The 25,003-nt window shown below is 42.4% G+C and carries 28 protein-coding genes; 11 read left to right on the forward strand and 17 right to left on the reverse strand.

All coding sequences use genetic code 11. The annotated features are described in order from the left end of the window. Positions 1-160: 160 nt before the first annotated feature. Positions 161-1,333 (forward strand): tRNA pseudouridine(13) synthase TruD, encoded by a 1,173-nt coding sequence (truD, locus tag JMX18_RS06995; protein ID WP_265088817.1) that lies wholly within the window; start codon positions 161-163, stop codon positions 1,331-1,333. A gap of 7 nt (positions 1,334-1,340) precedes the next feature. Here the strand turns inward: truD and JMX18_RS07000 are convergent, their stop codons facing one another. Both JMX18_RS07000 and JMX18_RS07005 read right to left on the reverse strand, forming a co-directional pair. Then, on the reverse strand, positions 1,341-2,792 hold the full coding sequence (locus tag JMX18_RS07000) for a GGDEF domain-containing protein (RefSeq protein WP_227674589.1): 1,452 nt from the start codon (positions 2,790-2,792) through the stop codon (positions 1,341-1,343). Between the two features lie 162 nt (positions 2,793-2,954). Further along, positions 2,955-3,842 (reverse strand): PHP domain-containing protein, encoded by an 888-nt coding sequence (locus JMX18_RS07005; RefSeq protein WP_201586294.1) that lies wholly within the window; start codon positions 3,840-3,842, stop codon positions 2,955-2,957. A 168-nt stretch (positions 3,843-4,010) separates the two neighbouring features. Here JMX18_RS07005 and JMX18_RS07010 point away from each other — a divergent pair, with 168 nt between their 5' ends. From JMX18_RS07010 to JMX18_RS07030, 5 genes are read left to right on the forward strand one after another with little or no spacing between them, the layout of a single operon-like run. Continuing rightward, positions 4,011-4,562, forward strand: a complete 552-nt coding sequence (locus JMX18_RS07010) for an inner membrane-spanning protein YciB (RefSeq protein WP_201586297.1) — start codon at positions 4,011-4,013, stop codon at positions 4,560-4,562. Between the two features lie 59 nt (positions 4,563-4,621). Beyond that, on the forward strand, positions 4,622-4,957 hold the full coding sequence (locus tag JMX18_RS07015; protein ID WP_201586300.1) for a YciI family protein: 336 nt from the start codon (positions 4,622-4,624) through the stop codon (positions 4,955-4,957). Beyond that, entirely contained in the window at positions 4,954-5,382 is a 429-nt protein-coding gene (locus tag JMX18_RS07020; RefSeq protein ID WP_201586302.1) for a hypothetical protein, read from the forward strand. The genes JMX18_RS07015 and JMX18_RS07020 overlap by 4 nt, the downstream gene beginning before the upstream one ends. Positions 5,383-5,440: 58 nt before the next feature. Continuing rightward, positions 5,441-7,561: an FAD-dependent 5-carboxymethylaminomethyl-2-thiouridine(34) oxidoreductase MnmC gene (gene mnmC, locus JMX18_RS07025; protein ID WP_201586310.1), complete on the forward strand. Its 2,121-nt coding sequence runs from the start codon at positions 5,441-5,443 to the stop codon at positions 7,559-7,561. Positions 7,562-7,575: 14 nt separating this feature from the next. After that, entirely contained in the window at positions 7,576-8,001 is a 426-nt protein-coding gene (locus JMX18_RS07030) for a secondary thiamine-phosphate synthase enzyme YjbQ (protein ID WP_201586312.1), read from the forward strand. Between the two features lie 33 nt (positions 8,002-8,034). Here the strand turns inward: JMX18_RS07030 and JMX18_RS07035 are convergent, their stop codons facing one another. From JMX18_RS07035 to tsaB, 6 genes are all read right to left on the reverse strand, one after another. Next, complete coding sequence (locus JMX18_RS07035; protein WP_201586314.1) at positions 8,035-8,712, reverse strand: DUF4112 domain-containing protein; 678 nt, start codon at positions 8,710-8,712, stop codon at positions 8,035-8,037. After that, entirely contained in the window at positions 8,705-9,643 is a 939-nt protein-coding gene (gene ubiA, locus JMX18_RS07040) for a 4-hydroxybenzoate octaprenyltransferase (RefSeq protein ID WP_201586316.1), read from the reverse strand. The genes JMX18_RS07035 and ubiA overlap by 8 nt, the downstream gene beginning before the upstream one ends. Positions 9,644-9,716: 73 nt before the next feature. Continuing rightward, positions 9,717-9,968: a hypothetical protein gene (locus tag JMX18_RS07045; RefSeq protein WP_201586318.1), complete on the reverse strand. Its 252-nt coding sequence runs from the start codon at positions 9,966-9,968 to the stop codon at positions 9,717-9,719. A gap of 70 nt (positions 9,969-10,038) precedes the next feature. Further along, the gene (locus JMX18_RS07050; protein WP_227674697.1) at positions 10,039-10,902 is read right to left on the reverse strand and encodes a class I SAM-dependent methyltransferase; all 864 of its coding nucleotides are present in this window, start codon (positions 10,900-10,902) and stop codon (positions 10,039-10,041) included. A gap of 65 nt (positions 10,903-10,967) precedes the next feature. Then, on the reverse strand, positions 10,968-11,810 hold the full coding sequence (locus JMX18_RS07055; RefSeq protein ID WP_201586319.1) for an undecaprenyl-diphosphate phosphatase: 843 nt from the start codon (positions 11,808-11,810) through the stop codon (positions 10,968-10,970). Between the two features lie 139 nt (positions 11,811-11,949). Further along, positions 11,950-12,693, reverse strand: coding sequence for a tRNA (adenosine(37)-N6)-threonylcarbamoyltransferase complex dimerization subunit type 1 TsaB (tsaB, locus tag JMX18_RS07060; protein WP_201586328.1), 744 nt, complete (start codon positions 12,691-12,693; stop codon positions 11,950-11,952). A gap of 327 nt (positions 12,694-13,020) precedes the next feature. Between tsaB and JMX18_RS07065 the strand changes: the two genes are divergently transcribed. Further along, positions 13,021-13,836, forward strand: coding sequence for an oxygen-binding di-iron domain-containing protein (locus JMX18_RS07065; RefSeq protein ID WP_201586330.1), 816 nt, complete (start codon positions 13,021-13,023; stop codon positions 13,834-13,836). 255 nt (positions 13,837-14,091) lie between these two features. On the opposite strand, the gene ffh is transcribed toward JMX18_RS07065, so the two are convergent. Then, positions 14,092-15,636, reverse strand: a complete 1,545-nt coding sequence (gene ffh, locus JMX18_RS07070; RefSeq protein WP_201586332.1) for a signal recognition particle protein — start codon at positions 15,634-15,636, stop codon at positions 14,092-14,094. Between the two features lie 473 nt (positions 15,637-16,109). On the opposite strand from ffh, the gene JMX18_RS07075 reads away from it, so the two are divergent. Beyond that, positions 16,110-16,913 (forward strand): cytochrome C assembly family protein, encoded by an 804-nt coding sequence (locus JMX18_RS07075; protein WP_201586335.1) that lies wholly within the window; start codon positions 16,110-16,112, stop codon positions 16,911-16,913. Between the two features lie 117 nt (positions 16,914-17,030). Here JMX18_RS07075 and purU read toward each other — a convergent pair whose 3' ends face one another. Together purU and JMX18_RS07085 are read right to left on the reverse strand one after the other, a co-directional pair. Beyond that, positions 17,031-17,966 carry a formyltetrahydrofolate deformylase gene (purU, locus tag JMX18_RS07080; RefSeq protein ID WP_227674590.1) on the reverse strand — a complete coding sequence of 312 codons (936 nt, stop codon included), beginning with the start codon at positions 17,964-17,966 and terminating at the stop codon, positions 17,031-17,033. A gap of 189 nt (positions 17,967-18,155) precedes the next feature. Then, positions 18,156-20,189 carry an Ig-like domain-containing protein gene (locus tag JMX18_RS07085; RefSeq protein ID WP_201586336.1) on the reverse strand — a complete coding sequence of 678 codons (2,034 nt, stop codon included), beginning with the start codon at positions 20,187-20,189 and terminating at the stop codon, positions 18,156-18,158. A 482-nt stretch (positions 20,190-20,671) separates the two neighbouring features. Here JMX18_RS07085 and rpmB point away from each other — a divergent pair, with 482 nt between their 5' ends. Both rpmB and rpmG read left to right on the forward strand, forming a co-directional pair. Continuing rightward, entirely contained in the window at positions 20,672-20,908 is a 237-nt protein-coding gene (gene rpmB, locus JMX18_RS07090) for a 50S ribosomal protein L28 (RefSeq protein ID WP_201586338.1), read from the forward strand. Between the two features lie 94 nt (positions 20,909-21,002). Further along, positions 21,003-21,158: a 50S ribosomal protein L33 gene (gene rpmG / locus JMX18_RS07095; RefSeq protein WP_010201403.1), complete on the forward strand. Its 156-nt coding sequence runs from the start codon at positions 21,003-21,005 to the stop codon at positions 21,156-21,158. A 204-nt stretch (positions 21,159-21,362) separates the two neighbouring features. Here the strand turns inward: rpmG and JMX18_RS07100 are convergent, their stop codons facing one another. Both JMX18_RS07100 and JMX18_RS07105 read right to left on the reverse strand, forming a co-directional pair. Further along, on the reverse strand, positions 21,363-21,674 hold the full coding sequence (locus JMX18_RS07100; RefSeq protein ID WP_201586340.1) for a hypothetical protein: 312 nt from the start codon (positions 21,672-21,674) through the stop codon (positions 21,363-21,365). A 165-nt stretch (positions 21,675-21,839) separates the two neighbouring features. Continuing rightward, a complete protein-coding gene (locus JMX18_RS07105; RefSeq protein WP_201586341.1) occupies positions 21,840-22,151 on the reverse strand; it encodes a hypothetical protein in 312 nt (103 codons plus the stop codon). Between JMX18_RS07105 and JMX18_RS13250 the strand changes: the two genes are divergently transcribed. Continuing rightward, positions 22,150-22,281 (forward strand): hypothetical protein, encoded by a 132-nt coding sequence (locus JMX18_RS13250; protein WP_265088818.1) that lies wholly within the window; start codon positions 22,150-22,152, stop codon positions 22,279-22,281. The two genes, JMX18_RS07105 and JMX18_RS13250, sit on opposite strands and share 2 nt — an antisense overlap. Here the strand turns inward: JMX18_RS13250 and JMX18_RS07110 are convergent. From JMX18_RS07110 to fghA, 4 genes are all read right to left on the reverse strand, one after another. Continuing rightward, entirely contained in the window at positions 22,278-22,661 is a 384-nt protein-coding gene (locus JMX18_RS07110) for a hypothetical protein (RefSeq protein WP_201586342.1), read from the reverse strand. The genes JMX18_RS13250 and JMX18_RS07110 overlap by 4 nt on opposite strands. Before the next feature lie 120 nt (positions 22,662-22,781). Beyond that, complete coding sequence (gene rpe, locus JMX18_RS07115) at positions 22,782-23,468, reverse strand: ribulose-phosphate 3-epimerase (RefSeq protein WP_201586343.1); 687 nt, start codon at positions 23,466-23,468, stop codon at positions 22,782-22,784. A 78-nt stretch (positions 23,469-23,546) separates the two neighbouring features. Next, positions 23,547-23,768 (reverse strand): TIGR03643 family protein, encoded by a 222-nt coding sequence (locus tag JMX18_RS13255; RefSeq protein ID WP_265088833.1) that lies wholly within the window; start codon positions 23,766-23,768, stop codon positions 23,547-23,549. A 310-nt stretch (positions 23,769-24,078) separates the two neighbouring features. After that, a complete protein-coding gene (fghA, locus tag JMX18_RS07125; RefSeq protein ID WP_201586352.1) occupies positions 24,079-24,969 on the reverse strand; it encodes an S-formylglutathione hydrolase in 891 nt (296 codons plus the stop codon). Positions 24,970-25,003: the final 34 nt, after the last annotated feature.

Below are 25,003 nucleotides of genomic sequence, written 5' to 3' on the forward strand. Positions count from 1 at the left end.
CGTAAAGGTCTAATGTTGTTATAAATGCTTAAACTTTTGCAAAAATCAAATGCTGGGCTAAAAGCGCTAGCCTACCAAAGTTCATATTGAATTAAAAACCAGCAAACTACTAAATTCATACCTTTTCAACTCAAACGCTTAATTTAAAAAAGATTGCCTTATGACCTCAAATACTCATGACTCCGTTGATACTACTGATACTACTGATACTACTGATACTACAATGCTTAATTTTGCCGAAGCGACTGATACCGCAAAGTTGCCACAGCCAATCACGCCTCCTATAAAGCAAGCTATTTATAAGTCAAAGGCGGAAGACTTTGTGGTCAATGAGATGCTGGATATCGACTTTACTAACGAAGGTGAGCATCTTTGGCTACATATCCAAAAGTCAGGTATGAATACGGCTTATTTGGCTAAACTGCTGTCAGAATGGGCTGATATTCCTCTACGAGATGTCGGCTACTCTGGGCTTAAAGACAGACAAGCGCTAACGTCACAGTGGTTCAGCCTGCGTCTACCAAAGAAGCAGATGCCCAATCGCGATTTTACTCCTATAGATATTGGTGACAATGAGTCAATAACTATTTTGGCGCAGTATTGGCATAACAAGAAGCTTAATCGTGGTACTCATCAAGCTAATGAGTTTATTATTACTTTGCGTGAGCTAGTATTAGCTACTGGAGCTGAACAACAGCTTGAGCAGCACTTGCAATATATGAGCGATAACGGGGTGCCTAATTACTTCGGTTCTCAGCGCTTTGGATTTGGTGGCAATAATATTAAAGAAGCGCTGGCATTATTTGCCCGTCCGCTAACCTCTACTAAAAAAAGTAAACGTAAGCGGGCGCCGCGAGAACAAAATAGTATGGAGCTATCCGCGGCACGTAGCTTAATCTTTAATGAGATATTAGCCGCACGTGTGCGTAATGGTAGTTGGGATAAAGGCCTTGCTGGTGAGGTATTTAATTTAAATGGTTCAGGGTCGATATTTGCTACCGAAAATATGGACGACACCTTACGGGCCCGCCTTGCCAGCGGCGATATTCATCCTACTGGGGTCATGTGGGGCATTGGCAATGATAAAGTTACAGGCTCAGCAGCTCAGTTAGAGAACCAAGTCGTCGAGCAACATCCATTGTTAGCTCAGTTAGCTACAGGTTTAGAGCAGCGTGATGTGAAGGCGCAGCGGCGAGCACTTAGACTACCTATTGACAAGCTCACTTGGGAATGGAGGGATGATCAGACCTTGGTATTACAGTTTAACCTACCAACCGGCAGTTTTGCCACCAGCGTCTTAACAAGCCTAGTTCAGCAGTTACAAAATGGTTAATAGTTTGCTAAGCTGGATGGCGCTGGTTAGTCAGCGCCTCATTTGCCAAAGCATTAGCACTAACCACTTGGTTACGGCCACGAGCCTTGGCTTTATATAAAGCCTCATCAGCAATACTTATCAAACGTTGACAGATATTACTACCTAGCACGTTATTTTCTGCCAGCGTTATCGAGGACGGGGGCGATTTACCTCGATATTTTAGCTTTTGTAATCTAGAGTGCGTAGGTTTTATTATTTCTGTCTGTATGGGCGTATATTCTTGTTTGAGCCGTATGAACTCGGCGTGAGTCAAGGTATAGAGCCCTAAGCTGACCGTGACCTGGAAGCTATAATAGTGGTCAACCTCTACTACATGCTGCTCTATATCATGACGCAGTTGTTCAGCGATTATCATTGCTTCATGGTGAGCCGTATTGGGTAAGGTAATCAGGAATTCCTCTCCCCCGTAACGACTGACGCTATCGGGGTTAGCTAATCTACTTCTCAAGATATCAGCCACTTCTCGAAGCACTTGATCGCCAACTTTGTGACCATAGTTATCATTAATACTTTTAAATAAGTCCAAGTCCAATAACAGCACACTGTAATCCTCATTATCAGTTGCCATGAGGGTTTGCTGCATTTGATTGAGTCCATAGCGGCGATTTTTTAGCTGGGTTAGTTCATCCTGATTGGCATGCTGGAGAATCTCATTTTTACTGTCATCTAATATTAGGAGCAGCATACGAAATATGTAGACTATAAATATCGCTTTAGGTAAGGCCATATACATATGAGTGGCGCGCCAGAAGAGTGCGGAGGAGCGTTGTACTTCACTAACGCTACTCCAGCCGAGACTACCACTCTCAAACGCCGAGGCCGCAATAGCGTTTTCGATAATCATAATCTCGTTATAAGTAAGATAATTGTAAGTTTCAAGCAGAGGATAAGTGGCAGAAAGCTGGCGCAAATTGGGCAGATTAATCCCAAAATATGGTGAGATAACCAATAACAATATTAATAAAATATGCATCAAAAACATGCGCCAAACATAACGCCGCCTGAGCAGCATCATGCTTAACATGGTACCGCCTACTAGCGTTACTCCTGCCACTATACTACTGTAGCCCATCATGACAATGATAGTAGTAATATAAATAGTGTAGATAATGATTAGTGCCACTTGCCATTTATTTAGCGTGCTGGTATTGCTCTTGATTCGGGATAAGTGTTCAATCATCCACAAAAAAAACACTCCCATCGACGTGATTCCTATCCACAAAAGATAAAAATACTGCATATCAACGTAAAGCTTAAAGCTATCCTGCTGCCACCAAACAAATAAGCACCACAGCCAATGTAAAGATATTTCCAGCACAATAAACAAAGCTAGCAGCGAGGCACGATCTGCTGCTTGCCACTCAAAGACTATTTTAGAGATTTTTTTGTAGCCCAACTGGTATATCGATACAGTCATCGGTCAGCTATCATCTATTATTTTAGAAGTTATATTACGCTATCACATCTCTATATAAAGTGTGACCATTTTTATTACTATTTTCCATTAACTTATACCTAACGGTATTAATTCATTCTCTAATGGCTGAGCTTTAGCTATTAGCAATCTGCATAGAAAGTTTTAGGAATGCTTAAAACTATTGAAAGACTGCCAAACTCCCTGTTGTTCAGAGGTTAAAGTTGGTACATCACCAAGGCGTCGCCAAGGCATATTACTGCCATGAAAGTCGCTGCCAATCGAGGTTTCCAGTTGATGCTCTACAATACTGCGATCGACCATCCGGCGAGTACTGAGGGGCTCACTGTTGGCAGGTAGCTCGCAAGCATCACCGCCAAGCGCAGCAAATTCAGCAATTAACTTACGCACTCGGGTCGCTGATAAATGATAGCGTGTCGGATGCGCTAGTACCGCCTTGCCGCCGCACGCATGAATAAGCTCAATACCGCGCGCCATACTCAACGCTTCGATAGCAACATAAGCAGGTTTATTATCCGCAAGATATTTATCAAAAGCCTGCTGCACAGTTTTGACTTGTCCACGCTCAAATAATACTCGGCCGATATGAGCACGACCTACGGCCTGCTCATTGCCTCCAGCCTTGGCACAAACTTGTTGCCACAGCTCTTCATAATCAAGGTCTAACAACTCGCTCAGCTTTTGGGTGATGCGCTGCCCCCGATTGGCACGGCTATCTTGGAGTTGCTGCAAGCTGGCTTGCATCTTGTGACGATCATCAAAATCTAATCCGACCACATGAATAATCTTATTGGTAGATTTGTTTTTGCCATAACCACCGCTCAGCGTATGCTCACAACTAATCTCCACCCCATTGATAAGGGTCATGCCGCAGTCTTTAGCCGCGGCTCTGGCTTCATCGATACCTGCTAAGGTATCATGATCTGTCAATGCCAAAACATCAACGCCCGCTGCATGGGCGCGCTGGACGACTTCTGTAGGGGCGTAAGTACCGTCAGAGCAAGTACTATGACAGTGTAAATCGATTTTCATAAGGGTAACCTTAAATGTTGTGCATTATGTTTAGCAAAGTATTGATTCGTAGTATTGAGTCAGTATCGGTATAATGGTGATGTTCATGTGTTGTAACGTTGATTGCTTTTTTTTCATCTAGGACACGTGTAAACTATTCTATACGTTTTGTTGGACACCCTATCTGTTATGAAAGCCTTTTTAGAATTCATTCCTCTTATTGCCTTTTTTATTGCTGCTCGTACCCAAGGTATTTTAGCAGCTGCTGGCGCATTGCTCATTGCTACTGTCATTGTTTACGCCATTCATTTTATACGCCAAAAGGGTAAATTTGATAAGCAGCAATGGGTGGTATTATTATTAACCATAGCATTTTGTGGCGGTACTTTACTGCTACGTGATGATATCTACCTACGCTGGAAATCACCGATTATTAATGGTGTTTTTGCTTTAACCTTGATTGTCAGTGCTGCTATCAATAAGCCTTTAATGAGACTGGCTATGAAAGAGGTGTTTTCGCTGACCATGAGCGGTTGGAAGAAACTAACCCTAGCTTGGGCTTTGTTTTTTACCCTAATGGGTGTACTGCATTATATCACAGCCTTTACCATGTCTAATGAGGCCTGGATTAACTTTAAAACCTATGGCTGGATCCCAATTATGTTGGTATTCCTCATTGCTCAGTTTGCGGTATTAAAAAACCATTTAAACCCCGCTTTGACAGATAAAACTGCAAAATAAATGTTCGAAGCTAAAACTTTTAAAGTGATAACTTTTATTAAAAATTTTAAGGAAATATTATGCCTTTATTTGTAATTATTGGTCATGACGTTGCTGATAGTAGTGCGAAGCGTCAACTTAATCGTGTTGACCATCTCAAGCGCTTGCAAGTATTAGATATTGAGAATCGTCTGGTAGTAGCCGGACCCACGCCCACAGAGCATGGCCAAAGTGCAAAATCAGATATATCAGAGATGTCAGGTAGTGTTATTATTGCAGAATTTGAGTCTCTTGAAGCGGCGCAAGAATGGGCCAATGAGGACCCTTATCTAAAAAGCGGCGTCTATAGTCATGTTGATATCAAGCCCTTTGTGCGGGTTTTGCCAAAATTCAATGATAAGGCTACGGCATTGTGAACCCATCGTCGCTAGTTCCATCCTCATCAAAACCCTTAGTTTGTAAAAACCTAGGTTATGCTATAGCGACCGTCATGCTCGTGGCAACGACAAGTGTACAAGCAGCTCCAACGGTTACCGCTGCAGCAGCGGTATCAGAGCCAGACAATACCCCAACTACAGTAGAGAGCTTATCTGAGACCAATAATACTCTAGCTACGCAGCGTCAACCATCTGATGCTGCATTGTCTGCTGCCAATCAAAAGCTGCTTAGCCAAAATGCGCAATTGCAGCGGCAAGTTAATGACCTACAAACCCAGGTCAATGTTTTGGTCTATGAGAGTAAAGGTCAGCTATTTCTGTATGGGGCTTTTACGGTTGTTATTAGCTTACTGGTTGGTATCTTTGTTTCATGGTTGGTATTCGTCCGCCGAGAACGCTGGTAGCCTTTAGTAACGATAATCCTTTTGCTACTCATTCTTGTTTATTTGGTGTGATTTTTCTATGTCCAAGCTCCCCTCTATAACCGCTACCAAGGCAGACACTGCTGATACTAATAGGGCTAAGACCGCTCGTACTAATATAGAAAAAACCGAATACTCAAATATCATCAGCCCGGCCAATATCGATTGGCAAACGGACGACACTGGTAACCAAGTACCAGTATCGGGCGAGTTTGGTGATGTCTATTTCTCTCATGCTGACGGCTTAGCAGAATCACGTCATGTTTTTATAACCGGTAATAACTTACCTGAGCGTTTAGCTAACTTAGCACCTTATCAGTGCTTTACCGTGGCTGAACTGGGCTTTGGGACAGGGCTTAACGTACTAGCGCTGTGGGAGTTATGGCAACAACTTCGCACTACCCATCCGAACTTAGCAAGCGCTCGTCTGCATATTATCACTACTGAAAAGCATCCGATAGCGCTTGAAGACTTAAGCCAAATACTTAGATTATGGAAAGCACGTGCACCTGAGCTTAGTGACTTAATCGAATTACTTTTGAGCGCTTATCCTACGCTAATTGCAGGTTGTCACCGCCTTAACTTCGATAACGATAATCTAACCCTCGATATTTGGCTGGGTGATGCCGCTGATAGTTTGGCAAAGTTAGCAACTGACATAGAGCAAAAAAATGCCGATGCTAATGCTTATGTTGACGCTTGGTTGTTAGATGGTTTTGCTCCCTCGTGTAATGAATCCTTATGGGCGACATCGATATTTGCACAGCTGCAACGCTTGTCGCATTCAGGAACCACTGCCGCTACTTATAGCTGTGCTGGTGTGGTCAAACGAGGCTTGCAAGCTAGCGGCTTTACTATCAAAAAAGTTAAAGGCTTTGGCCGCAAGCGTGAGATGCTAACCGCTGTTATAGAAGGCAATTCAGAATTAGCCCACTCAGCACCTATTAGAAATACCCAAGATACGACCGACAAACCCCGTCATACCATCGTGATAGGTGCGGGGGTTTCCGGCTTAATGAGCGCTTGGTCGTTAGCGAATCGTGGCATTAAGGTAACTCTGCTAGATAAAATAGCGCCGCTAGCAGGCGCCTCTGGTAATCCGCGGGCGCTCTTAGCACCCAAAATGACACCGATTCATCATGCTGATGAGCATCTGCATACTATAGGTTATCTCTATAGCAGCCGACTGTATCAACAGCTCAATGATAGCGCTGCTAAAAGCAACACAGCCCCTGTGATAGAGTTGACTGGCGCACTGGATTTGTTAATCAAAGCCAATATTGATAGCAGCCAAATAGCTGATTATCCTGACGATATGGCGACTACCTTAGCAACCACTGAGGCTCAGCAAAAAAGCGGTTTAAAGACGCAAGATTTAGGTGAAAACTTATATCTACCGCAGTCGGGGTTAGTTAATCCGCAAGCCTTAAAAGCCGTTATCTTGGCGCATCCTTTGATTAGCTTTAGACAATTAACCGTTGCTAAAATAGCAGAAACTGAGACCCACGTTAGTATTACTGGCAGTGATAAACAGCAGAATACGCTATCAGTCACAGCTGATAATGTCGTAATCTGTGCCGCTTATGAAAGCCATTATTTAGATAAGCGTATCTTTGATTGCCGAAAAATTCGTGGTCAGCTGTCTTGGTTTATCCCGACTAAGGAGCAGATAAGCGCTCTACCTAAAATACCGCTGAAATATAGCGGCTACTGCGCCACTTTTGTTGGTCAACAAGACGATAGAGAATTGAATAAGGTAGTAGAAGCACAGACGCATTTTTTAATGGGCGCCAGCTTTATACGTAATGAGACTGTTACCGATATTCGTGATAATGAACACCAAGTGAGCCGGGACAAATTGGTTACGGCGATTCCAGAGCTTGCAGAGGTCATTGCAGTGGATACTGCTAAATGGCAAGCTCGTGCTGGCGTACGCACCCAAACTCCTGATTATCATCCGATGGTCGGTCCGTTGGCTAACAGTGCACGGCTGTGGACGCTAAGTGCGATGGGCGCTAAAGGGTATGCTTTTGCACCCATCTGTGCTGAGGCGCTAGCAGATATGATGCTAGGAAAGTTTGCGCCTTTATCAGAGGCGATGCTAAAGCGGTTGTCGCCTAATCGTACACGCTTGCAGACGCCTTTAGCTGACTTAGATTAATAGTGAGGAGCACCATGAGCTATCAACAAACCACCCTTATCCTGCCTGCCTATGAACGCGGTATTCATATCATTACCCCCATCATCGACAAGGCGATTCAAGAGCTGATCTCTACTCAAGCGGGAGCAGGTTTGGTGCAGCTGTTTTTGCAGCATACCTCAGCAAGTTTGGCTATCAATGAAAATGCTGATCCCAATGTACGGCTCGATACTGAGGACTGGTTAAATAAAGTCGCCCCTGCCAATCAGCCCGAATATCGTCATACGCTTGAGGGTAGTGATGACTTGCCAGCCCACTTTAAAAGTATGATGCTTGGTGTCAGCTTAACTGTCCCTCTTATCAACGGCAAGCTGGGTTTAGGACTGTGGCAAGGTATTTACTTATGTGAGCATAGAGAGCGTGCTGGTCAGCGCAAGCTAGTGATTACCGTTAGCAGTTAATCATTAACCTAGTATTTGAATGTTCAACAGACCCTAGCCAAAACCCGTTACCCTACCGAAAAAGCTCACTAACCAGCCTATACCTGCCCATACTCCCCAAAGAATAACGGCAATAAATATTAACCCCAAAATATCAGGGATATGCAGATATAGCCAGGCGACCACTGGATTACGCCAAAACTTGCTATTACGCTGTTTATTCTCTAGTTGCTCATGCAAAAATGGTCTATCCATGTGAGTGGTTTCAGTAATGCCGTACTCTTGCTGAATATGCTGGTGAACGATAAATAAAGTCTTGCGGCTAGGACGGATAAAGATATCCAACAGTGTACCGACGGCTGGGATGATACCAACCACCGTATCGATAAGTGCTAAGCGCACGGCTGGGGTCATCTTGCTAGCAGGTACCCCTAATCGGCGCCCTAACACAAAAGAATAGCTGGTCAAAGCCAAACCCGCCAAGTCGCCCGCTAATGGTATGGTTGATAAGGCGGCATCAGCGCCTAATCCTTGCTTGGTAAAAGGGATACGTACTACCGAATCCATGGCATTAGCAAATTTGGCTAACTTGCGCTCGGTGGCGATGACTTGCTCACGTGTCAAGCCATGCTCAGCCAGATTAAGCTCATAGTTGATTTGTAGATCAGTGGTTACTGGGTTTTTGGTAACTGTAGGCTTTGAGGCTTTTGGCGACTTCTTGAACTTATCCATTAAATGTCGTCCATATACAAGATACTGCGACCAAGGCAAAGACATAACGCCCTACCCAAATATTAGCCAAAAACGCTTGGAAACAAGCAGGTGCTTGACGAGTAGCACAAGCGCTATTTTGCTTAGCAAACATCATTGCAACTAACGCTAAGCCGAACACCGGGATAATGCTCAGACTGGTTGGCGCAAAGTAATGCCACAACACCGCGCCCATCAATATTAAAAACAACGTCTGCAATAGCGAGATGATAATCACATCGTAGCGACCAAATAATATCGCCGTTGATTTGACCCCAATCTTTAAATCATCTTCACGATCAGCCATCGCATATTGGGTGTCATAAGCGATAGTCCAGCACATATAAGCGGCAAACAATAACCAACACCAAATATCAGGACTGCCCTGTATCGCCACATAAGCCATCGGTATCGCCCAGCCAAAGGCGGCTGCCAAAAACACTTGCGGCAAATGGGTAAAGCGTTTCATAAAGGGGTAAATAAAGGCCAAAATTACCGCGCCCAGTGACCAATAAAACACAGAGATCGGCAAAAACAATAATAGACTGGCACTCAGGGCGACCAATACCACAAACGCTATAATCGCCTCCTTGCCCGTCAAGCGCCCGTCAGCTAATGGCCGACCTTTAGTGCGACTCACATAACCATCGACCTTACGATCAGCGAAGTCATTAATCGCACAACCTGCCGCCCGCATCAAAATCGCACCCAAAGCAAAGAGGATAAACACCTTTAGACTCGGCAGCCCAGCGCTTGCTCCTTGCTGCTGCGCTTGCCCCATTGCCGCTAACATCACCCCCCATAAAGTTGGCCAAAGTAATAGCTCAATGCCAACTGGCTTATCAAAGCGGGTCAGCTGCATATAAGCATAAAACTTATCTTTAAAGGTCAAGGTGGGGCTATGATTTATCATGACTTATAACATCTCTATTTATATCGCTTTATTACGTCAGTTACTCTGTCAGCTGCTATGTCAATTACTATCGCTACTGCTGTATTTGTTGCCATAGCTTGTTAGCTTCCATCAGTGATAGCTCAGGATACTGTTTGCGTAAAGCTTTGATTGCGGCGATTTTATTATTCTGGGTTGATTTTGCTTGCTTACGTAAAAAAGCCAGTTGTTCTTGGGGATTGCTAAGCTCTCGTAAGCGTGCTTCTAGCCTGAGAATACGAGTACGTAGCAAGATATTGATCAGTAGTAAGGCGGCACCCATGACCCAAATTATTATCGTTGTCATCCTTCACTCCTAAGCTTATGATCCATAGATTATTGCGCTTATATAGATTAATCATTATATAAAACAGCCCTCATATAAAGTAGCCATCAAAACGTAATGCCTCATTGCTCCAGCTCTCGCTAGGCGGCTGCTGTGCAAAAAATGGCGCTTGTTGGGGACGTTTAATAACGACTCGGCCCATTTTTGTATCATTTTGACTAATCACTGCTTGAGCGCTTTTTAAGAGTTGTTGCTCCTCAGGTAACGAGGGTGGCTTTGCAAGCTGGTGCAGCGCTTGCATGTGCTTGCCAACTTTAGCGCCCTTGCCGGTTTTGCTATCTTGATAACTGTCTGCTGGAAACATCGGATCTAGATAAATCACCTTTACGCTATTATTGGTAATATTTTTCTCATCAGTAAAATAGCTCAGCGCATCAATATTAATAATATGTAGCCGCGACATTAGTTTTTGCCAATTAGGCTGTCTGCTCATCCGCTGCTGTTCAGCAAGCAGTAATAACGCCATCAGCGGTTGTTGCTCCAGCATGGTCACCTGCGCGCCGCTGCTGGCTAGTATCAAGCTATCGTGACCAAAGCCTGCGGTGGCATCTATAACCACGCTGTCTGCGGTAAGTTTGGCCGCTTGCAATAACAGCTCTGACTTGCGCCCTGCGCTGACTACCCGCCGCTGCAACTTATCCCACTCTAGCGCTACGCTTAGCCTTTCAGTTAATAATGATAGCTGCCCTTTGTCATCTAACTTTTTATTATCCAACAGTAAAACCGGCTGTGCGTACTCATCAGTTAAGCGTAGGCGACGTTTTTGATTAAGCTTGCCCTCTAGTAACTCAGCATCCAATTTAAGGGGAAGCTTATAGTGCTCAATGAGCGCTTGCAGATCCTCAATTTGAGCTTGTTGAGCGGCATCAATGTAAAGTAATTTAAAAGTCTTAATCTGAAAGTCCTTAAAAATATAGCCAATGCTAAACAGAGTGAGCAGATTTTTTGTCACGTGCTGCTTTATCCTGCAAACTGATAACCAAATACCCAAGCGGCAACCAACACAATAATACCTGTAACGATACGTAGCCAAGCAAAGATTTTGAAGTCGCGGCGACTGACCCACGCTACCAGCCAGCGAATACAAAGCAGTGCCACGACAAATGATACGACTGTACCTACGCCCAATACCAGCCAATCCTCACTACTAGTGAGGACTTCATGATGCTTGATTAAATCAAGCAAAGCGGCACCGACGATAACTGGGATACCTAAAAAGAAAGAGAACTCTGCTGAGGCTTTACGTGAGACTCCAAGCCATAATGCGCCGATAATGGTAGCGCCTGAACGTGAAGTGCCCGGTACTAACGCTAAACACTGAAACAATCCAATTTTTAGGGCAGTTTTTAGGCTGACCTCTTCAGCTTCATGAGCGATGATAGCTTTAGGCCGGTTTTCAACATAAAAAATCAACAAGCCACCAATGATGAGCATGATCGCCACTGTGATAGGATTGAATAAGTACTGCTTAATCTCATCGGCAAATGTAAAACCGACAATCATCACTGGAATAGTCGCCACAATCAGACTAAGCCCTAGCTGTCTTGGATTAGTCATCCCTTCTGCTTTGCCAGTCAATAATCCCATCAAAGCCTGCCACAATCGACCCCAATAATCATAAATGACTGCCAAAATAGCGCCTAGCTGTACCACCACCACGAACAAATCAACTTTTTCTTTAGTCCAAAAACTCATCAAGTCTGCTGATAGGATTAAATAACCCGTGCTAGAAATCGGTAAAAACTCAGTGATACCTTCGACGATACCCATGATAACCGCTTGAATTAATAAAAGTATATCCACAATCACGTTCCTAACCAGAGACCTAAAAACAGCACTAGCGCCTGTCCTTATTATTATAGGGTCATATTATTGTATTGTTGCTTTGAATGTTTGCGCCGTATTCTATACTAAAGGGCTTTTATAGTTATCCCTATTATTTTTAAGCCTTCCCTTGCTCTTTTAGGGTTTTCCATGCTTGATTGCGCAGATATTTTGGTAGCGCTTGCGCCGCATCCGTACCCCCAGACACCATAAACTGCGCTATTCCCAGCTTGCCAATGATGGCTGCATCAGGCCAAACGGCTTCATAATAGCTTTGGTCATCGTGTAAACTTAACAGCGCTGAACCATTACCAACGACAGGGATATTAAGAGTGGTATAGCTAGCATAATCCAGTAATTGCTCACCGCTATCATCAGTTATAGAGGTAGAATCAGCTATATAAGCAGGCTGCATAATCTCATTATGAAAGGGGTTAGCCGTTCCATCCAAACTATCTGCTGACTCATTTTGCAACACGTAATGAGCAAAATAAACCTGCTGCATACGGGCATCTAGCGCACTATATACCTGCGTTAAACCATATTGTTGATAAGCTTTTTGCGCTATCGTTTGCAAGCTCGATACGCCGACACAGGGCAAATCATGAGCTACTGACAACGCTTGCACCACAGCAGTATTAATGCGAATACCACTAAACGCACCTGGACCACGGTTAAATATTAACGCCTGCATATCAGCTAGACTCACTTGAGCTTCCGATAAAAGCGTATCAATCATCGGTAGAATTTGCTGAGTCTGTTGACGCTTACCGGTTTCGGTAGCACTTGATACCACCTTACCCTCTGCATCCAATAGCGCGACTGAGCATTGGTCAAACACGGTATCCATGGCTAAAAACATTATCACCTCAATTTGTATTATTAACTTTCAACAATTATTTAGCTTTGAACAACTATTGGCCTTGCAAAGCAGTTGGCTTGATAAGAACCAATAGTTCTATAAACCACAATTTTTTATAAAAATAGTGGCTATCATAGCATTTAGAATTAGGCGCTGTATAGAATGGTTAAAGTTTTAAAACTTGGGTTAATTAATAGATATTTAAGTTTATCTTTAATCCCACATCAACTATAATGATTTCTCATTTTATATTTACTTATCAATGCTTAAGCTTTGTCAGCCTCTTTATGGCATATGCATGAGTCTTGTTGCCTACTGGAGCATCAAATGTATCATCACATTTTATATGACGATGGCCACCATAAATGTGTGGTTTTTTCTATGCCACATGATAATGAAAGCGTGCCTTCTAATCAGTTTCTAATTATTGATGGTGATGAAGCAGCGGTTATTGATCCAGGCGGCGACCTGACCTTTGCTCCCTTAACGATCAATATCATAAAGCATACCCGCATGACAAATATCCGTTATGTGATTGGTTCACATCAAGATCCTGATATTATCGCCTCCATGCCGCGCTGGCTGATTCATGTTGAAGGCGCTAGTGTACTGATTCCCAAACTATGGGAGCGGTTTCTGCCGCATTATAATTCTGCTTTTACTAAAGGACGACTGAAGCAGAGTTTGTCTGAGCGCTTGATGACCATTCCAGATATTGGTGGCTACTACCCATTAGGCAATAATGGTATTGTTGCGATGCCAGCACATTTCTTGCACTCTGTAGGTAATTTTCAGTTTTATGATCCTGTAAGTAAAATTCTATTTTCAGGCGATATGGGGGCTTCATTGGTAGGTGATTCAGGTCAAGCCGTCCAAGACTTTCATACTCATATCGGTAATATGGAAGGCTTTCATCAGCGCTATATGACCAGCAAAAAAGTCACACGGCTATGGGCAGATGCTGTGCGCAATTTGGATGTTTCTATGATGGTGCCCCAACACGGTTATCGCTTAGAAGGCCAAGAAGTATTTCATCAATTTTTAGACTGGATCAGTCAGCTCGACTGCGGCATTGACCTATTTAACGAACAAAGCTATCAGTTCAAACAATATATTCCTGACATTGCTACCGCCGCTGAATAGGAGTCAAAACATTAAAGCCAAATGCAATATAGTGAGTTCATTATAAAAACGATACAGCGGGACTGGTATGAATTTTGCGCAGCCTCTGTCGGCGTAGGCACAGCACGCCAGTAAAATTCATACCAGTCCCGCGTTTAAATATAATGTATCTGTTTTATTTAGAATCGACTATAGCATAACAAAGCCCCAAAACTGTTAATCCTACTAACAGCTTTGGGGCTTTTATTTTGACTTTATAAATAACGACCAGCCAGCCTAGAAGCGAGTTTTAAACTTCTTAGGAGCGTTATTTTGCAGCTCCTGCATTTGTTTTTGCATCTCATCGGTACTAGGCAGATTGTTTGGATCTAACCCCATTTGCTTAGCCATCTGCTGTGGGTTCACATCCTTAGTGCCGCCTGATTGACCACCGCCGAATAATGGACCACCGCCACCACCAGCTCCGCCGCCGCCCATTAGGCCTTGCATAGACTTCATCATTTTACTGATACCTTCTGGCTTAGAAATCATTTTCATCATTTTTGCCATTTGCTTATGCTGTTTTAGCAAGCGATTGACGTCTTGAATCTCACGACCAGAGCCTGCCGCTATACGGCGCTTACGACTGGGGTTAATTTTATCAGGGTTTTTACGCTCAAACGGCGTCATCGAATTAATCAGTGCTTCCATCTCGCGCACTTTTTCTTCTGGTTTGGCATCTTCAACCGCCTTTTGCATATCAGAGCCGCCCATACCCGGCATCTTATCGAGGAATCCTGCCATGCCGCCCATATTCTTCATTTGTTGAAACTGGGTCAAGAGATCCTCAAGGTCAAATTCACCGCCCTTTTGCATCTTTTTAGCCATTTTTTCGGCTTTATCACGGTCGATTTTTTGCTCGACTTCCTCAACTAGGCTTAAAACGTCACCCATACCAAGGATACGCTGGGCAATACGCTCAGGATGGAATGCTTCTAATGCATCTAGTTTTTCACCGCGCCCTAAGAACTTAATTGGCTTACCAGTGATAGCTCTTACTGACAAGGCTGCACCGCCGCGGGCATCACCATCGGTTTTAGTTAAGATAACGCCAGTCAGTGGCAATGCGTCATTAAAGGCTTTGGCGGTATTTGCCGCATCCTGACCAGTCATCGCATCGACTACGAATAAGGTCTCAGAGGGGTTAACCGCATCGGTCAGCGCCTTAATTTCATCCATCATCATATCATCGATGGCAAGACGACCGGCGGTATCGATAATCAAGATATCTTGATATTGAATTTTGGCCTCTTCGATCGCACGCAAAGCAATATCAATAGGATTTTCATCGGTCGTTGAGTTGACGAACTTAGCATTGACCTGCCCTGCCACTTGCTCTAGCTGCTGGATAGCGGCTGGGCGATAGACGTCAGCGGATACTAACATCACCTTTTTCTTTTGACGCTCCTGTAAGTATTTAGCTAACTTACCAGCTGTGGTGGTTTTACCCGCACCTTGCAAACCTGCAAGCAGATAGACCACGGGCGGCTTACCGGTCATCTCCAGTTGCTGATTAGCACTACCCATCATCTCGGTCAGCTCATCGTGGACGATTTTAACAAAAGCCTGTCCAGGTGCCAGCTCTTTGAGCACTTCGGCGCCCAGCGCCTGCTCTTTGACACGCTTAACAAAATCACGGGTGACTGGCAGTGCCACATCGGCTTCAAGCAGTGCCATACGCACTTCACGTAAGGTATCTTTGATATTATCTTCGGTTAATTGTCCTGTACCAGCAATATTGCGAAGACTCGAGGATAAACGTTCGGTTAAAGTATCAAACATAAATAATTCTCAGTTAAAATAATTCTTAATTAAAATCTTAGTTAAAATAGTACTCAGCTAAATCGTTCGAATAGCTTACAAAGCATAAAAGTTATAGCGCATCTGGCTTGCTCATAAAAGCTCTAATTTATTCGTAAATAAACTAGTGTGTTTCGCTATCGACATCCATAATTCATTGTATTAAATACCGATAATATTAACCGGTGCTGCCACTGTTATAAAAAACTGGCTTATTATCAATACTATAGCATTAAGACAGCTTAAGTTTTATAACGGTTTTGCAAAACAGTTCATTTTTACTCTTAAGCGATTTCTCTAAAAGATGAACACTTTTTAAGAATAAAAAAGATGATGCTCAATTAGAGTCTATTTTATGATAAATTGGATGATTATTCTAATCCTTGTGATAATAACACTTTAGCGTTAACTTGAGCGGCTGTTTTGCGTTCATAATAAGATGAGGTTTTTTACCTGTGCCAGTTGCATTTTTGGTTGCTAGTATGGTTTATATCTTGGTTAGCGTCCATATCGGTTGGGCGCTCATTCAAGACAAGCCTATCTATAAAAGCATCAGTTTAGGCTTATTGCTAGTAGGAATGCTTGCGCATACTACACTGCTATACCCTTATATTTTTACCTTATACGGGCTAAACTTTAATTTATTTAATGTCTTAAGCTTAATTAGCTTATTCTTTTTATTATTCTACGTGCTGTTTTCTTTATATCGGCCTATAGTAAGTTTGGGCATTTTGGCCGCTCCGACCGCCTTTATTGGTATGACGTTAGGTTATATTGGACGAGCGCCCTATCAGCCGCTCACTGATGTCAGTGTCGGTCTTGAAGCTCATATCATCTTATCATTTGCCGCCTATTGTGTGCTGCTGATGGCTGCGGTACAAGCGTTATTTTTACGCCTACAAATTCGTGAGCTTAAGCACCAAACGATTCATCGCTTTTGGGTCAATAAGCTGCCCTCCTTACAGAGTATGGAGAGCTTGTTATTCGATATGATTTTGGTCAGCTTTGTCTTGCTGAGTATCGCTTTAGGGTTCGGTTTTATCTACGTAGAGGACTTGCTGGCGCAGCATATTGCCCACAAAACCGTCTTTAGCATACTCTCTTGGCTATTGCTTGGTGGGTTATTGCTTGGCAATTGGCGTGCAGGTTGGCGTGGTAAACGAGCTGCTAATTTGACTATTTATGCCTTTATTTTACTGGCTATAGGATTTGTGGGCAGTAAGTTCGTTCTAGAAATGATACTGGGAGTACGAACGTAAAAATATAGCGGCCGGTAGCATTATCTGCTGACCTTCCGCTTATATTTTAATACCAGCTATTTGCTTCAGCTTGATACTTCAGTTTAATAAAAAAACTGCTTCCAAAAAGCTTAACTTTTAATTAAACACCACCGTTTTATTACCACTGACAATAACCCGATTCTGTACATGCCAATTTACCGCCCGCGCCAGCACATTACGCTCGATATCACGCCCAATTGCCCGTAATTCTGCTACGCCTTGTTTGTGAGTCACTCGGTGCACATCTTGCTCAATAATAGGCCCTTGATCAAGCTCGGCGGTTACATAATGAGCGGTTGCCCCAATTAGTTTAACGCCTTTTTCATAAGCTTGCCGATAAGGGTCTGCCCCTACAAACGCCGGCAGAAACGAGTGATGAATATTGATAATCTTCATAGACCAGCGCTGCACAAAATCAGAAGATAGGATCTGCATATAACGAGCTAATACTAGCAAATCATTACCTGCCAATAGTTCATGAATCTGTGCTTCTGCTTGCTTTTTATTCTCTTTGGTAACCGGCACATGATGAAAGGGAATACCGAAGTTTTCTACCGACTGACGCAGATCTTCATGATTGCTGACTACCGAGGTAATCTGACAATCAAGCAGCCCACGTTCATGCCGCCATAATAAATCTAATAAAGCGTGGTCAAATTTTGATACCAAAATGCCCACTTTGGTCTTAATCGCATTATCGTGCAAGCGCCAAGTCATATCGTAGCGCTTGGCAACGGTATGGGCAAAACTGCCTTCAAAGTTCTCAATAATATCGCTGAGCCCCGCTAATACAAACTCTAAGCGCATAAAATACTGTCCGCCTTCGTGAGCAGTTGAATACTGATCAAGGGTAATAATATTGGCACCATAACGATAAATAAACTCCGATACTGCCTGTACAATGCCGGCTTGATCGCGGCACTTGATGAGCAAGGTAGCCGTATCGTTATTGGTAGCTTCATTAAGATATTTACTGATAGCTGCGTTATTAGATAAGGTATCGGATGAAGTGTTGGTTATATTGTCTGACATAATGAGCCCAATTTAAAAAAGAGAACAAAGCCCGCTGTTATGTTTAAAGATTTTGACAGCGTAGCAAACCAGCTATTTTAGTCGCTTTCGCAATATTTTGCTAAGCAAGTGAGTCATTTTTAGTTATTCAATGTTAATAATGCAAAAACCCTCAATTAATATTGAGGGTTTAGTTAATTACATTTTTTGCTACCTAGGGCTAGCACAGCTTAGATCAGTTCCAAACGGGCTATTAGTATTAGGACGAATAGGTGTACTGATATCAACGTCATCTACTGAAGCTGGGAAGTCTATTGTACGAGACTGCTGTGATTCACTACCATCTACTCTAGTATTCACAGTGACTTTGGCCCTATACCAGTTTGCATACTGCTTTGGATAGCGCACTGAAAAGTCAACTCTTCCAGTATTATCCGTCACAAAGTTAAAGTTCTGATTAGAGTCAACTGTTTGGCCGTTATCATTAATAACTGCTGCTACGTTGACGGGGTCCAGTTGCTGATTCCCATTGAAGTCCTCATTAGGATCTAGAATTCCATTATTATTTTTATCTTCATTATTACAAATAACTGCATTTTGCTGCCAGATATTGGTGCCAAACAAGTTTCTAATGATATCGAAATAACCTTTTAAGTAGCTGTCAGGAGTCAAGTTAATAGACACTGGCTGATTGATAGCAGGCTTACCAGCACTATTAAGAACACTGATAGATCCTTTTCTAAAGTAGTATATTTGGCTATTATCAGTAGTTACTTTATCAGCAAAAGCAAAGCTGATATAGGTAGATCTCGTTTGAACTGTAATCTCTGAAGTATCTTGAATAGGATTAATTGATTTCTCCTGACCGCTTGGTAGCTTAACTGACTGTACCTCAGCTTTTATAGTAACGCCATTTGTACTCGTTGGGTTCTCTCCAGCATTGTAAGTCACCGTAGCAATCCCACTGTCATTAGTGTAAGCAAAACCTTGACCTAGACTCCCACCAGATGCATCTCTAATGGTAGTAAACTGCACTATAGCGTTCTTAACAGGAGCATCATTTTTATCTAACACTCGAGCTACTACTGAAGTAGAACCTCCAACACTTACGACAGCACGCTCAATCTGTAATAATAATTTGGTCGGATTAATTGATACAAAACTCAGTACCTCTTCTTTAGTTTCTCTACCATGTTCTGCTCTTATAGTTGCTGGACCCGGTACGTTTGAATCAATATAAAACTCTATTTTTCCATTTATTGCAACTAAACCTCGACGAGAGCTTCCTCGAACCTCATTAGCAGAAATTAATATCTCACCTTTATTAGTTGAAATAAATACAACATCCCCATTAGCCGCATTTGGAACACTCAAAGTAACTTTTTGCTTATTCCCAACTATAATATCAGGGGTTTCCGAAAAACTCATAGTTGAGCTATTAGTCGAAACCACCGTTAGAACATCGGGGATACGTTGACTAATTTGTTCACCTTTAACTTCAAGACTAAATAAATAACCGACGTCTAATATCTCTAAATTGGAAGCATTTAAATCAAAGATAAACTTACCACTATTATCAGTAAATCCGGTTCCCGCTTCTTTATCATTACTGTATAAAACAATAGTCGCATTAGCCACAGGTTTAGATACACCATCTACGACTTGACCTGATATTCTAAAGTTTTCTCCAGCTTCTACTAGGTTTTTAGACGAGACAACATTGCTTGTACGAGTTCCTGACACTAAAATAGGGAGGGTTTGTTTTACCATCTTGTCTTTTTCATCGATAAAAACAGTCAATAAGCTGTCATGGTTTAATTGGGAGTCTATACCCACTGTGTTCTGTATTAATTCTACATTAATTAAACCTTTATCATCAGTTACTTGATTAGAAGTACCATTCAAAGACAACCCATACAGTGCCGCATCAGCAATATTTATCTTGACAGGTACATTACTGACAATCCCACCATTACTATCCGTAACTCTAATAGCAATATTAGTTTTATCACTACCTGTTAATAACTGATTTTTTTCAGCAGAGATGTATATTTCACTTGCTTGGGATTTAGTAGTATCATCCGTCCCACCACTACCCGGCTGCTGCACACCTGTATCAGGTGGAGGTGCGATAGAATCTACGGTATCGCCATCACCGCCACCACAACCGGCTAAAGCCAGTGCCAAAGTCAGTGCGGTAAATTGAAACAGCTTAGAAGTTACTGGTCGTGAAGTGTGTGACATTTTTGGGACTCCGCATTGGCGATAGTTTGTTCAGACAATAAACATTACGACTATTAGTAGAGGTAAGAAGCAGATACAATATATACTGTTACGCTATTGTTTAAATTGTTATTTAATTGTATACAATACATTACAGCAACTTTACTGTCTTTTTAATCAACTTACAACTAAAAGTTTAAAGTTAGTTATAAGTAATCGGTAACACTCTATGTTCAATTCAGGGTATAATGGTCAATACTAATAACGGCAGTTATCGTAAAATGATTTGAATATTCTGTCATTTTATGGTATAAATGTCGGCTTTAAAATTTTCTGAATTGGTCACTCTGTTATTTGCCTTTAGATAGCAGTTATGCCAGCTCAACCTTCATACAGTTTTGTTTGGTGCAAAAGTGTTGCTTGCTGCGTCCATGCCGCAAATTGGCGCAACTTGCCCAGACTGGTATGAGAAATCCTCATACCTTATAGATTAGGAGTTCCCCATGGCTAGAGTTTGCCAAGTGACTGGAAAGCGCCCTATGGTGGGTAATAATGTTTCGCACGCAAACAATAAGACCCGTCGTCGCTTCCTACCAAACCTTCATAACCATCGTTTTTGGGTAGAGTCTGAGAATCGTTTTGTACGTTTACGTGTATCTACTAAAGGTCTACGTGTTATCGACAAAGTAGGTATTGATAAAGTGCTAGCAGATTTGCGTGCACAAGGTCAAAAAGTATAAGTTTAGCGATTTTATAAATCCTATTCCTTAAATACTTTAGATTTATTTTATTCAATACCCACCGTTTGAAGACCCTCATTAAAGGAAAGCTATCATGAGAGACAAAATTAAGTTGGTATCAACAGCTGGTACTGGATACTACTACACCACGACTAAAAACAAGCGCACTATGCCTGGCAAAATGGAAATCAAAAAGTTTGATCCAAAAGTTCGCCAGCATGTGATCTTTAAAGAAGCAAAAATCAAATAAGCTATACTTTTATAAGCTGTCGTACTTTATAAGCTTTAGTTATAAGGCTTATAATAATCAGTCTCATTTGAACTGCTTATTTGAGCTATAAGTTAGGCAGCACAAAAAAAGGGTTTGTTAATTAATTAACAAACCCTTTTTCTATTGGCTATTATTTAGTATGGCACCCTACTAAAACTTATAACAGCTTATGAAATACCTTCATTAACTATAGTGTGTAGGCTCTTTATCGTAAACATGAGCGTGCCATTGGCTCATCTGCTTTTGCATGATGACCTGAATAGCGGCGTGAATCATGTGCTGACCAATAGCTTGAGTGTCGCTACCGAGCAGCTCTTTGAGCTTATCAGAGAAATCAATAGTCATCAGTGGATCACTATCCTCTCCGGTATCGCGCAATAATAAGGTTCCATCTTCCGCTTCTACCAGTTCAAGCGTGGTTTCTTTGGCAAAGCCTGAAAACTTATCTTGGTTATCGTTATCTACTTCTATTTCATTATCGATATCATATGGCATTTAATATTATCCTCGTTAGCCCTTTCATCCGCATGTAGAACACACTTATGATGGATTGGGTAAATACGTAATACTCATACAATGGACGCTTTGGGCATGGATTTCAAGAGGGGTTGACACAACTCTTATCAATCAGTAGCTATCTCTCGGTTTTTTTAAATAGTTTTAGCGCCAATAACGCAGCTTTGCTAAAGTAAATAACAGCGCTACAAACATCCCTAAATAATAAGCCTGCTTAAGCTCTAAACTAGGATCCCGATATTTAAACGGTAACGCTACCGTAGCCGTTGCCGTTGGATATATCACTAACATTAATAGCCAGTTTTCGAATACGTGCAGCCAACCTTGCCAATTAGTACCATACCTTAGCGATGATAGCCCTAATAGCAAGCAGGCAATGATTAAGCCTATAAACAAGCCATTGGGCAGATCTTTTGGAAAGATAATATCAGTGATTTTAGATGATGATTTTTGCATGCAAGTATCCAGTCACGATAATCTATCGCAGCTCATTAATGAAAAAGAAGTAATAAGTGTTGAGCCTTCGCCAAAGAATCTCTGTTTGCGCTATATTTATGGTGAGCGTATTTATTCTGCTAAACCCTAACTATAAGTGCCCATCAACCATAACATAGCTACACAGGCAGTGAGCCAGCCAAGGCTCAAAGCATTTCTAGTCTCGATATGCATGCCTCTAAATTTATTCAACGCTTGTGAACCCAGCCAGAACAAAAATGGAATCCCCAGTACAAATGCTGGTACCACCACTGCTGCATGCTGTAGCACCGATGCAGGCTCTTCACCAACCATTAAACGAAAGCCATAACCGGCAAGGCTTAGCACTAAAGCAAAGATAGCTAGACCTATAGTAATTCCTTTAGGGACTAAGCTACGTTTTTGCTTCTCTTTAGACTGGTCAGGCGGTTGATGTTTCGCTGCTGCTGAAACAGAAGACTCTGATGAGGCAAACGACTTTTGCTTATCCATATCTCACCTCTACTATAAGTTATTTGATGCGCTAAAGCTTAGATGGCACCGTTCACGACAATATCAATCCTTTATTAAATTAGGACTACTGATTAGTATTATCGTTTATGGTTGTTTGCTTTACTTATTGACTAAAGCTAGCTCATCACGCATAGCCGAAATAGCTGCTGTATAGTCTTGTTGATTAAAAATAGCAGAACCTGCAACGAACATATCAGCGCCCGCCTCAGCGATAGAACGAATATTATTAGCTTTAATACCGCCATCAACTTCTAGTCTGATATTCCGCCCACTAGCATCAATAAGTTGACGCACTTCGCGTACCTTATCTAAGGTGCTCTCGATAAAAGACTGCCCGCCAAAACCTGGATTGACACTCATCAACAGGATTTGATCGACTTTATCCATAACATAGTCTAAATAATGTAGCGGCGTGGCAGGATTGAGCACCAAACCACATTTAGCACCGCCATCCTTAATCAATTGGAGGGAGCGATCAACATGCCCACTGGCCTCTGGATGAAAAGTAATAATGCTCGCCCCTGCTTCCAAGAACTGCTCAATCATTCCATCTACTGGACTTACCATTAGATGCACGTCAATAGGCGCATCGATACCATAATCTCGTAGCGCTTTGCAGATCATGCTCCCGAAAGTCAAATTAGGGACATAATGATTGTCCATTACGTCAAAATGTACCACGTCTGCACCTGAGGCTAGCACCCGTTCTACTTCTTCACCGAGCCGGGCAAAATCGGCGGATAAAATCGAAGGCGCAATTAAATAAGGTTTAGAAGGACAAATCATAATTAACTACCCAGTTGAGTTGTGCATAAATTTTAATAGAATACTTTACGGCTTCAGGCCTTTATTAGAGCCGAAGTGCTAACGCTGCTTATACTGCGTTTGGCAATAAGCACGGCCCACTATAAAAGGACGCTTAGCTTGATGTTTAGTGGTGCGACCGGTTACCCGCTGGCGCCACAAACGAAAAGAGGAAGGCTTTAACTCTTGACGCATCAACTTGATAACATCAGCCTCACTAAGTCCATAGCTGTAGGCTATAGCAGCAAAAGGCGTTCTATCCTCCCAAGCCATCTCTATCACCCGGGAGAGCTGTGAGCTATCAAGTGCCTTATTATCTGTTCTACTGACTGGTTTTAGTAGGCTATCATCAGAACCAGCCACATTTGCCTTATCAGCACTGTTTTGGCGTTCAACTTGTAAAGCTTTATCCATATCAGCCTGCATCACTGCAAAAGACGTCTGAAGGTCAGATCGCTGAGCTGCTGAGCCCTTGTAATTATCAGCACTTAGAGTGCTCACTGAAAATACTTGGCTATCTGCCATAAAGTCTGCCTATTTATTATTAATGCTTATTGTTATTATTAACGCTTATCGCGTAAAACCCAATCTTTTAGCTCAACTGCGCCATCCGCCAGTGATGCCAAATATGATCATTGATGACGCTTTGGATAAAGTAGTAACTATGATCATGACCTGCTTGATAACGTAAGGTCAAAGGCTGATTAGCCTTTTCACAGGCTTGTTGCAGCTTAGGAGTTTGTAGCTGTCCTTCTGCTAAAAAGTTATCGGCTGCGCCTTGATCAACCAAGATACTTGGGTACTGCTGACCTACTCTCTCGATAGTATGCGCTGCATCGTGCTTTTGCCATACGGTTTTATCATCGCCAAAGTATTCGGTATAAGCCGCTTCACCCCAAGCTGATTCACTAGCTGCACATACAGGTGATAAGGCCGAGACACTAACAAACTTACTAGGAAAGGTGAAACCTAAAAGTAGTGCGCCATGTCCTCCCATTGAGTGCCCCGTCACACCGATACTACTAATCGCAAACTCGGTGCGCAATAGATCATAAAGCTCATCAACAATATAACTTTGCATATTGAAGTTTTCAGACCAAGGTGCCTTAGTCGCATCAACATAATAGCTGGCCCCTTGACCGACAAAATAACGCTCGTCATTCGGCACATCGGTGTCTTCGCTACTGCGAGGAGAAGTATCTGGCGCAATAAAAATCATGCCAAGCTCACTACACTTTTGTTGAAAGTGGGCCTTATGAGTGACGTTATCAGCGTTACAGGTCAAACCTGATAAATACATAATAGCGGGACAACGCTGACCTGCCAGCGCTTCATCCGGCAAATATATACTAAAAGTCATCGGGGTCTTGGTAGCACTCGATTGATGGCTATAATAATGCTGCTCACCATCAAAACAGCGATTGACACTAACCTGAGTCAGTTTTGAATTAGCCGTCAAATTGTGATTGAAAGAATTATTCATAGTTTATATTCCTTTTTTATGATAAATACAAATA

Source organism: Psychrobacter jeotgali (assembly GCF_904846315.1).
Taxonomy (GTDB): Bacteria; Pseudomonadota; Gammaproteobacteria; order Pseudomonadales; family Moraxellaceae; genus Psychrobacter; species Psychrobacter jeotgali.

Excerpts from the sequence above, each read along its gene's own strand:
- truD (WP_265088817.1), top strand. The coding sequence starts at position 161 with ATGACCTCAAATACTCATGACTCCGTTGATACTACTGATACTACTGAT.
- JMX18_RS07105 (WP_201586341.1), bottom strand. The coding sequence starts at position 22,151 with ATGCAAAAATCATCATCTAAAATCACTGATATTATCTTTCCAAAAGAT.
- purU (WP_227674590.1), bottom strand. The coding sequence starts at position 17,966 with ATGTCAGACAATATAACCAACACTTCATCCGATACCTTATCTAATAAC.
- fghA (WP_201586352.1), bottom strand. The coding sequence starts at position 24,969 with ATGAATAATTCTTTCAATCACAATTTGACGGCTAATTCAAAACTGACT.
- JMX18_RS07035 (WP_201586314.1), bottom strand. The coding sequence starts at position 8,712 with ATGGATAAGTTCAAGAAGTCGCCAAAAGCCTCAAAGCCTACAGTTACC.
- JMX18_RS07045 (WP_201586318.1), bottom strand. The coding sequence starts at position 9,968 with ATGACAACGATAATAATTTGGGTCATGGGTGCCGCCTTACTACTGATC.
- ubiA (WP_201586316.1), bottom strand. The coding sequence starts at position 9,643 with ATGATAAATCATAGCCCCACCTTGACCTTTAAAGATAAGTTTTATGCT.
- JMX18_RS07015 (WP_201586300.1), top strand. The coding sequence starts at position 4,622 with ATGCCTTTATTTGTAATTATTGGTCATGACGTTGCTGATAGTAGTGCG.
- JMX18_RS07085 (WP_201586336.1), bottom strand. The coding sequence starts at position 20,189 with ATGTCACACACTTCACGACCAGTAACTTCTAAGCTGTTTCAATTTACC.
- JMX18_RS07000 (WP_227674589.1), bottom strand. The coding sequence starts at position 2,792 with ATGACTGTATCGATATACCAGTTGGGCTACAAAAAAATCTCTAAAATA.
- JMX18_RS07065 (WP_201586330.1), top strand. The coding sequence starts at position 13,021 with ATGTATCATCACATTTTATATGACGATGGCCACCATAAATGTGTGGTT.
- tsaB (WP_201586328.1), bottom strand. The coding sequence starts at position 12,693 with ATGTTTTTAGCCATGGATACCGTGTTTGACCAATGCTCAGTCGCGCTA.
- ffh (WP_201586332.1), bottom strand. The coding sequence starts at position 15,636 with ATGTTTGATACTTTAACCGAACGTTTATCCTCGAGTCTTCGCAATATT.
- JMX18_RS07010 (WP_201586297.1), top strand. The coding sequence starts at position 4,011 with ATGAAAGCCTTTTTAGAATTCATTCCTCTTATTGCCTTTTTTATTGCT.
- JMX18_RS07005 (WP_201586294.1), bottom strand. The coding sequence starts at position 3,842 with ATGAAAATCGATTTACACTGTCATAGTACTTGCTCTGACGGTACTTAC.
- rpmG (WP_010201403.1), top strand. The coding sequence starts at position 21,003 with ATGAGAGACAAAATTAAGTTGGTATCAACAGCTGGTACTGGATACTAC.
- rpmB (WP_201586338.1), top strand. The coding sequence starts at position 20,672 with ATGGCTAGAGTTTGCCAAGTGACTGGAAAGCGCCCTATGGTGGGTAAT.
- mnmC (WP_201586310.1), top strand. The coding sequence starts at position 5,441 with ATGTCCAAGCTCCCCTCTATAACCGCTACCAAGGCAGACACTGCTGAT.
- JMX18_RS07110 (WP_201586342.1), bottom strand. The coding sequence starts at position 22,661 with ATGGATAAGCAAAAGTCGTTTGCCTCATCAGAGTCTTCTGTTTCAGCA.
- rpe (WP_201586343.1), bottom strand. The coding sequence starts at position 23,468 with ATGATTTGTCCTTCTAAACCTTATTTAATTGCGCCTTCGATTTTATCC.
- JMX18_RS13250 (WP_265088818.1), top strand. The coding sequence starts at position 22,150 with ATGCAAGTATCCAGTCACGATAATCTATCGCAGCTCATTAATGAAAAA.
- JMX18_RS07100 (WP_201586340.1), bottom strand. The coding sequence starts at position 21,674 with ATGCCATATGATATCGATAATGAAATAGAAGTAGATAACGATAACCAA.
- JMX18_RS07030 (WP_201586312.1), top strand. The coding sequence starts at position 7,576 with ATGAGCTATCAACAAACCACCCTTATCCTGCCTGCCTATGAACGCGGT.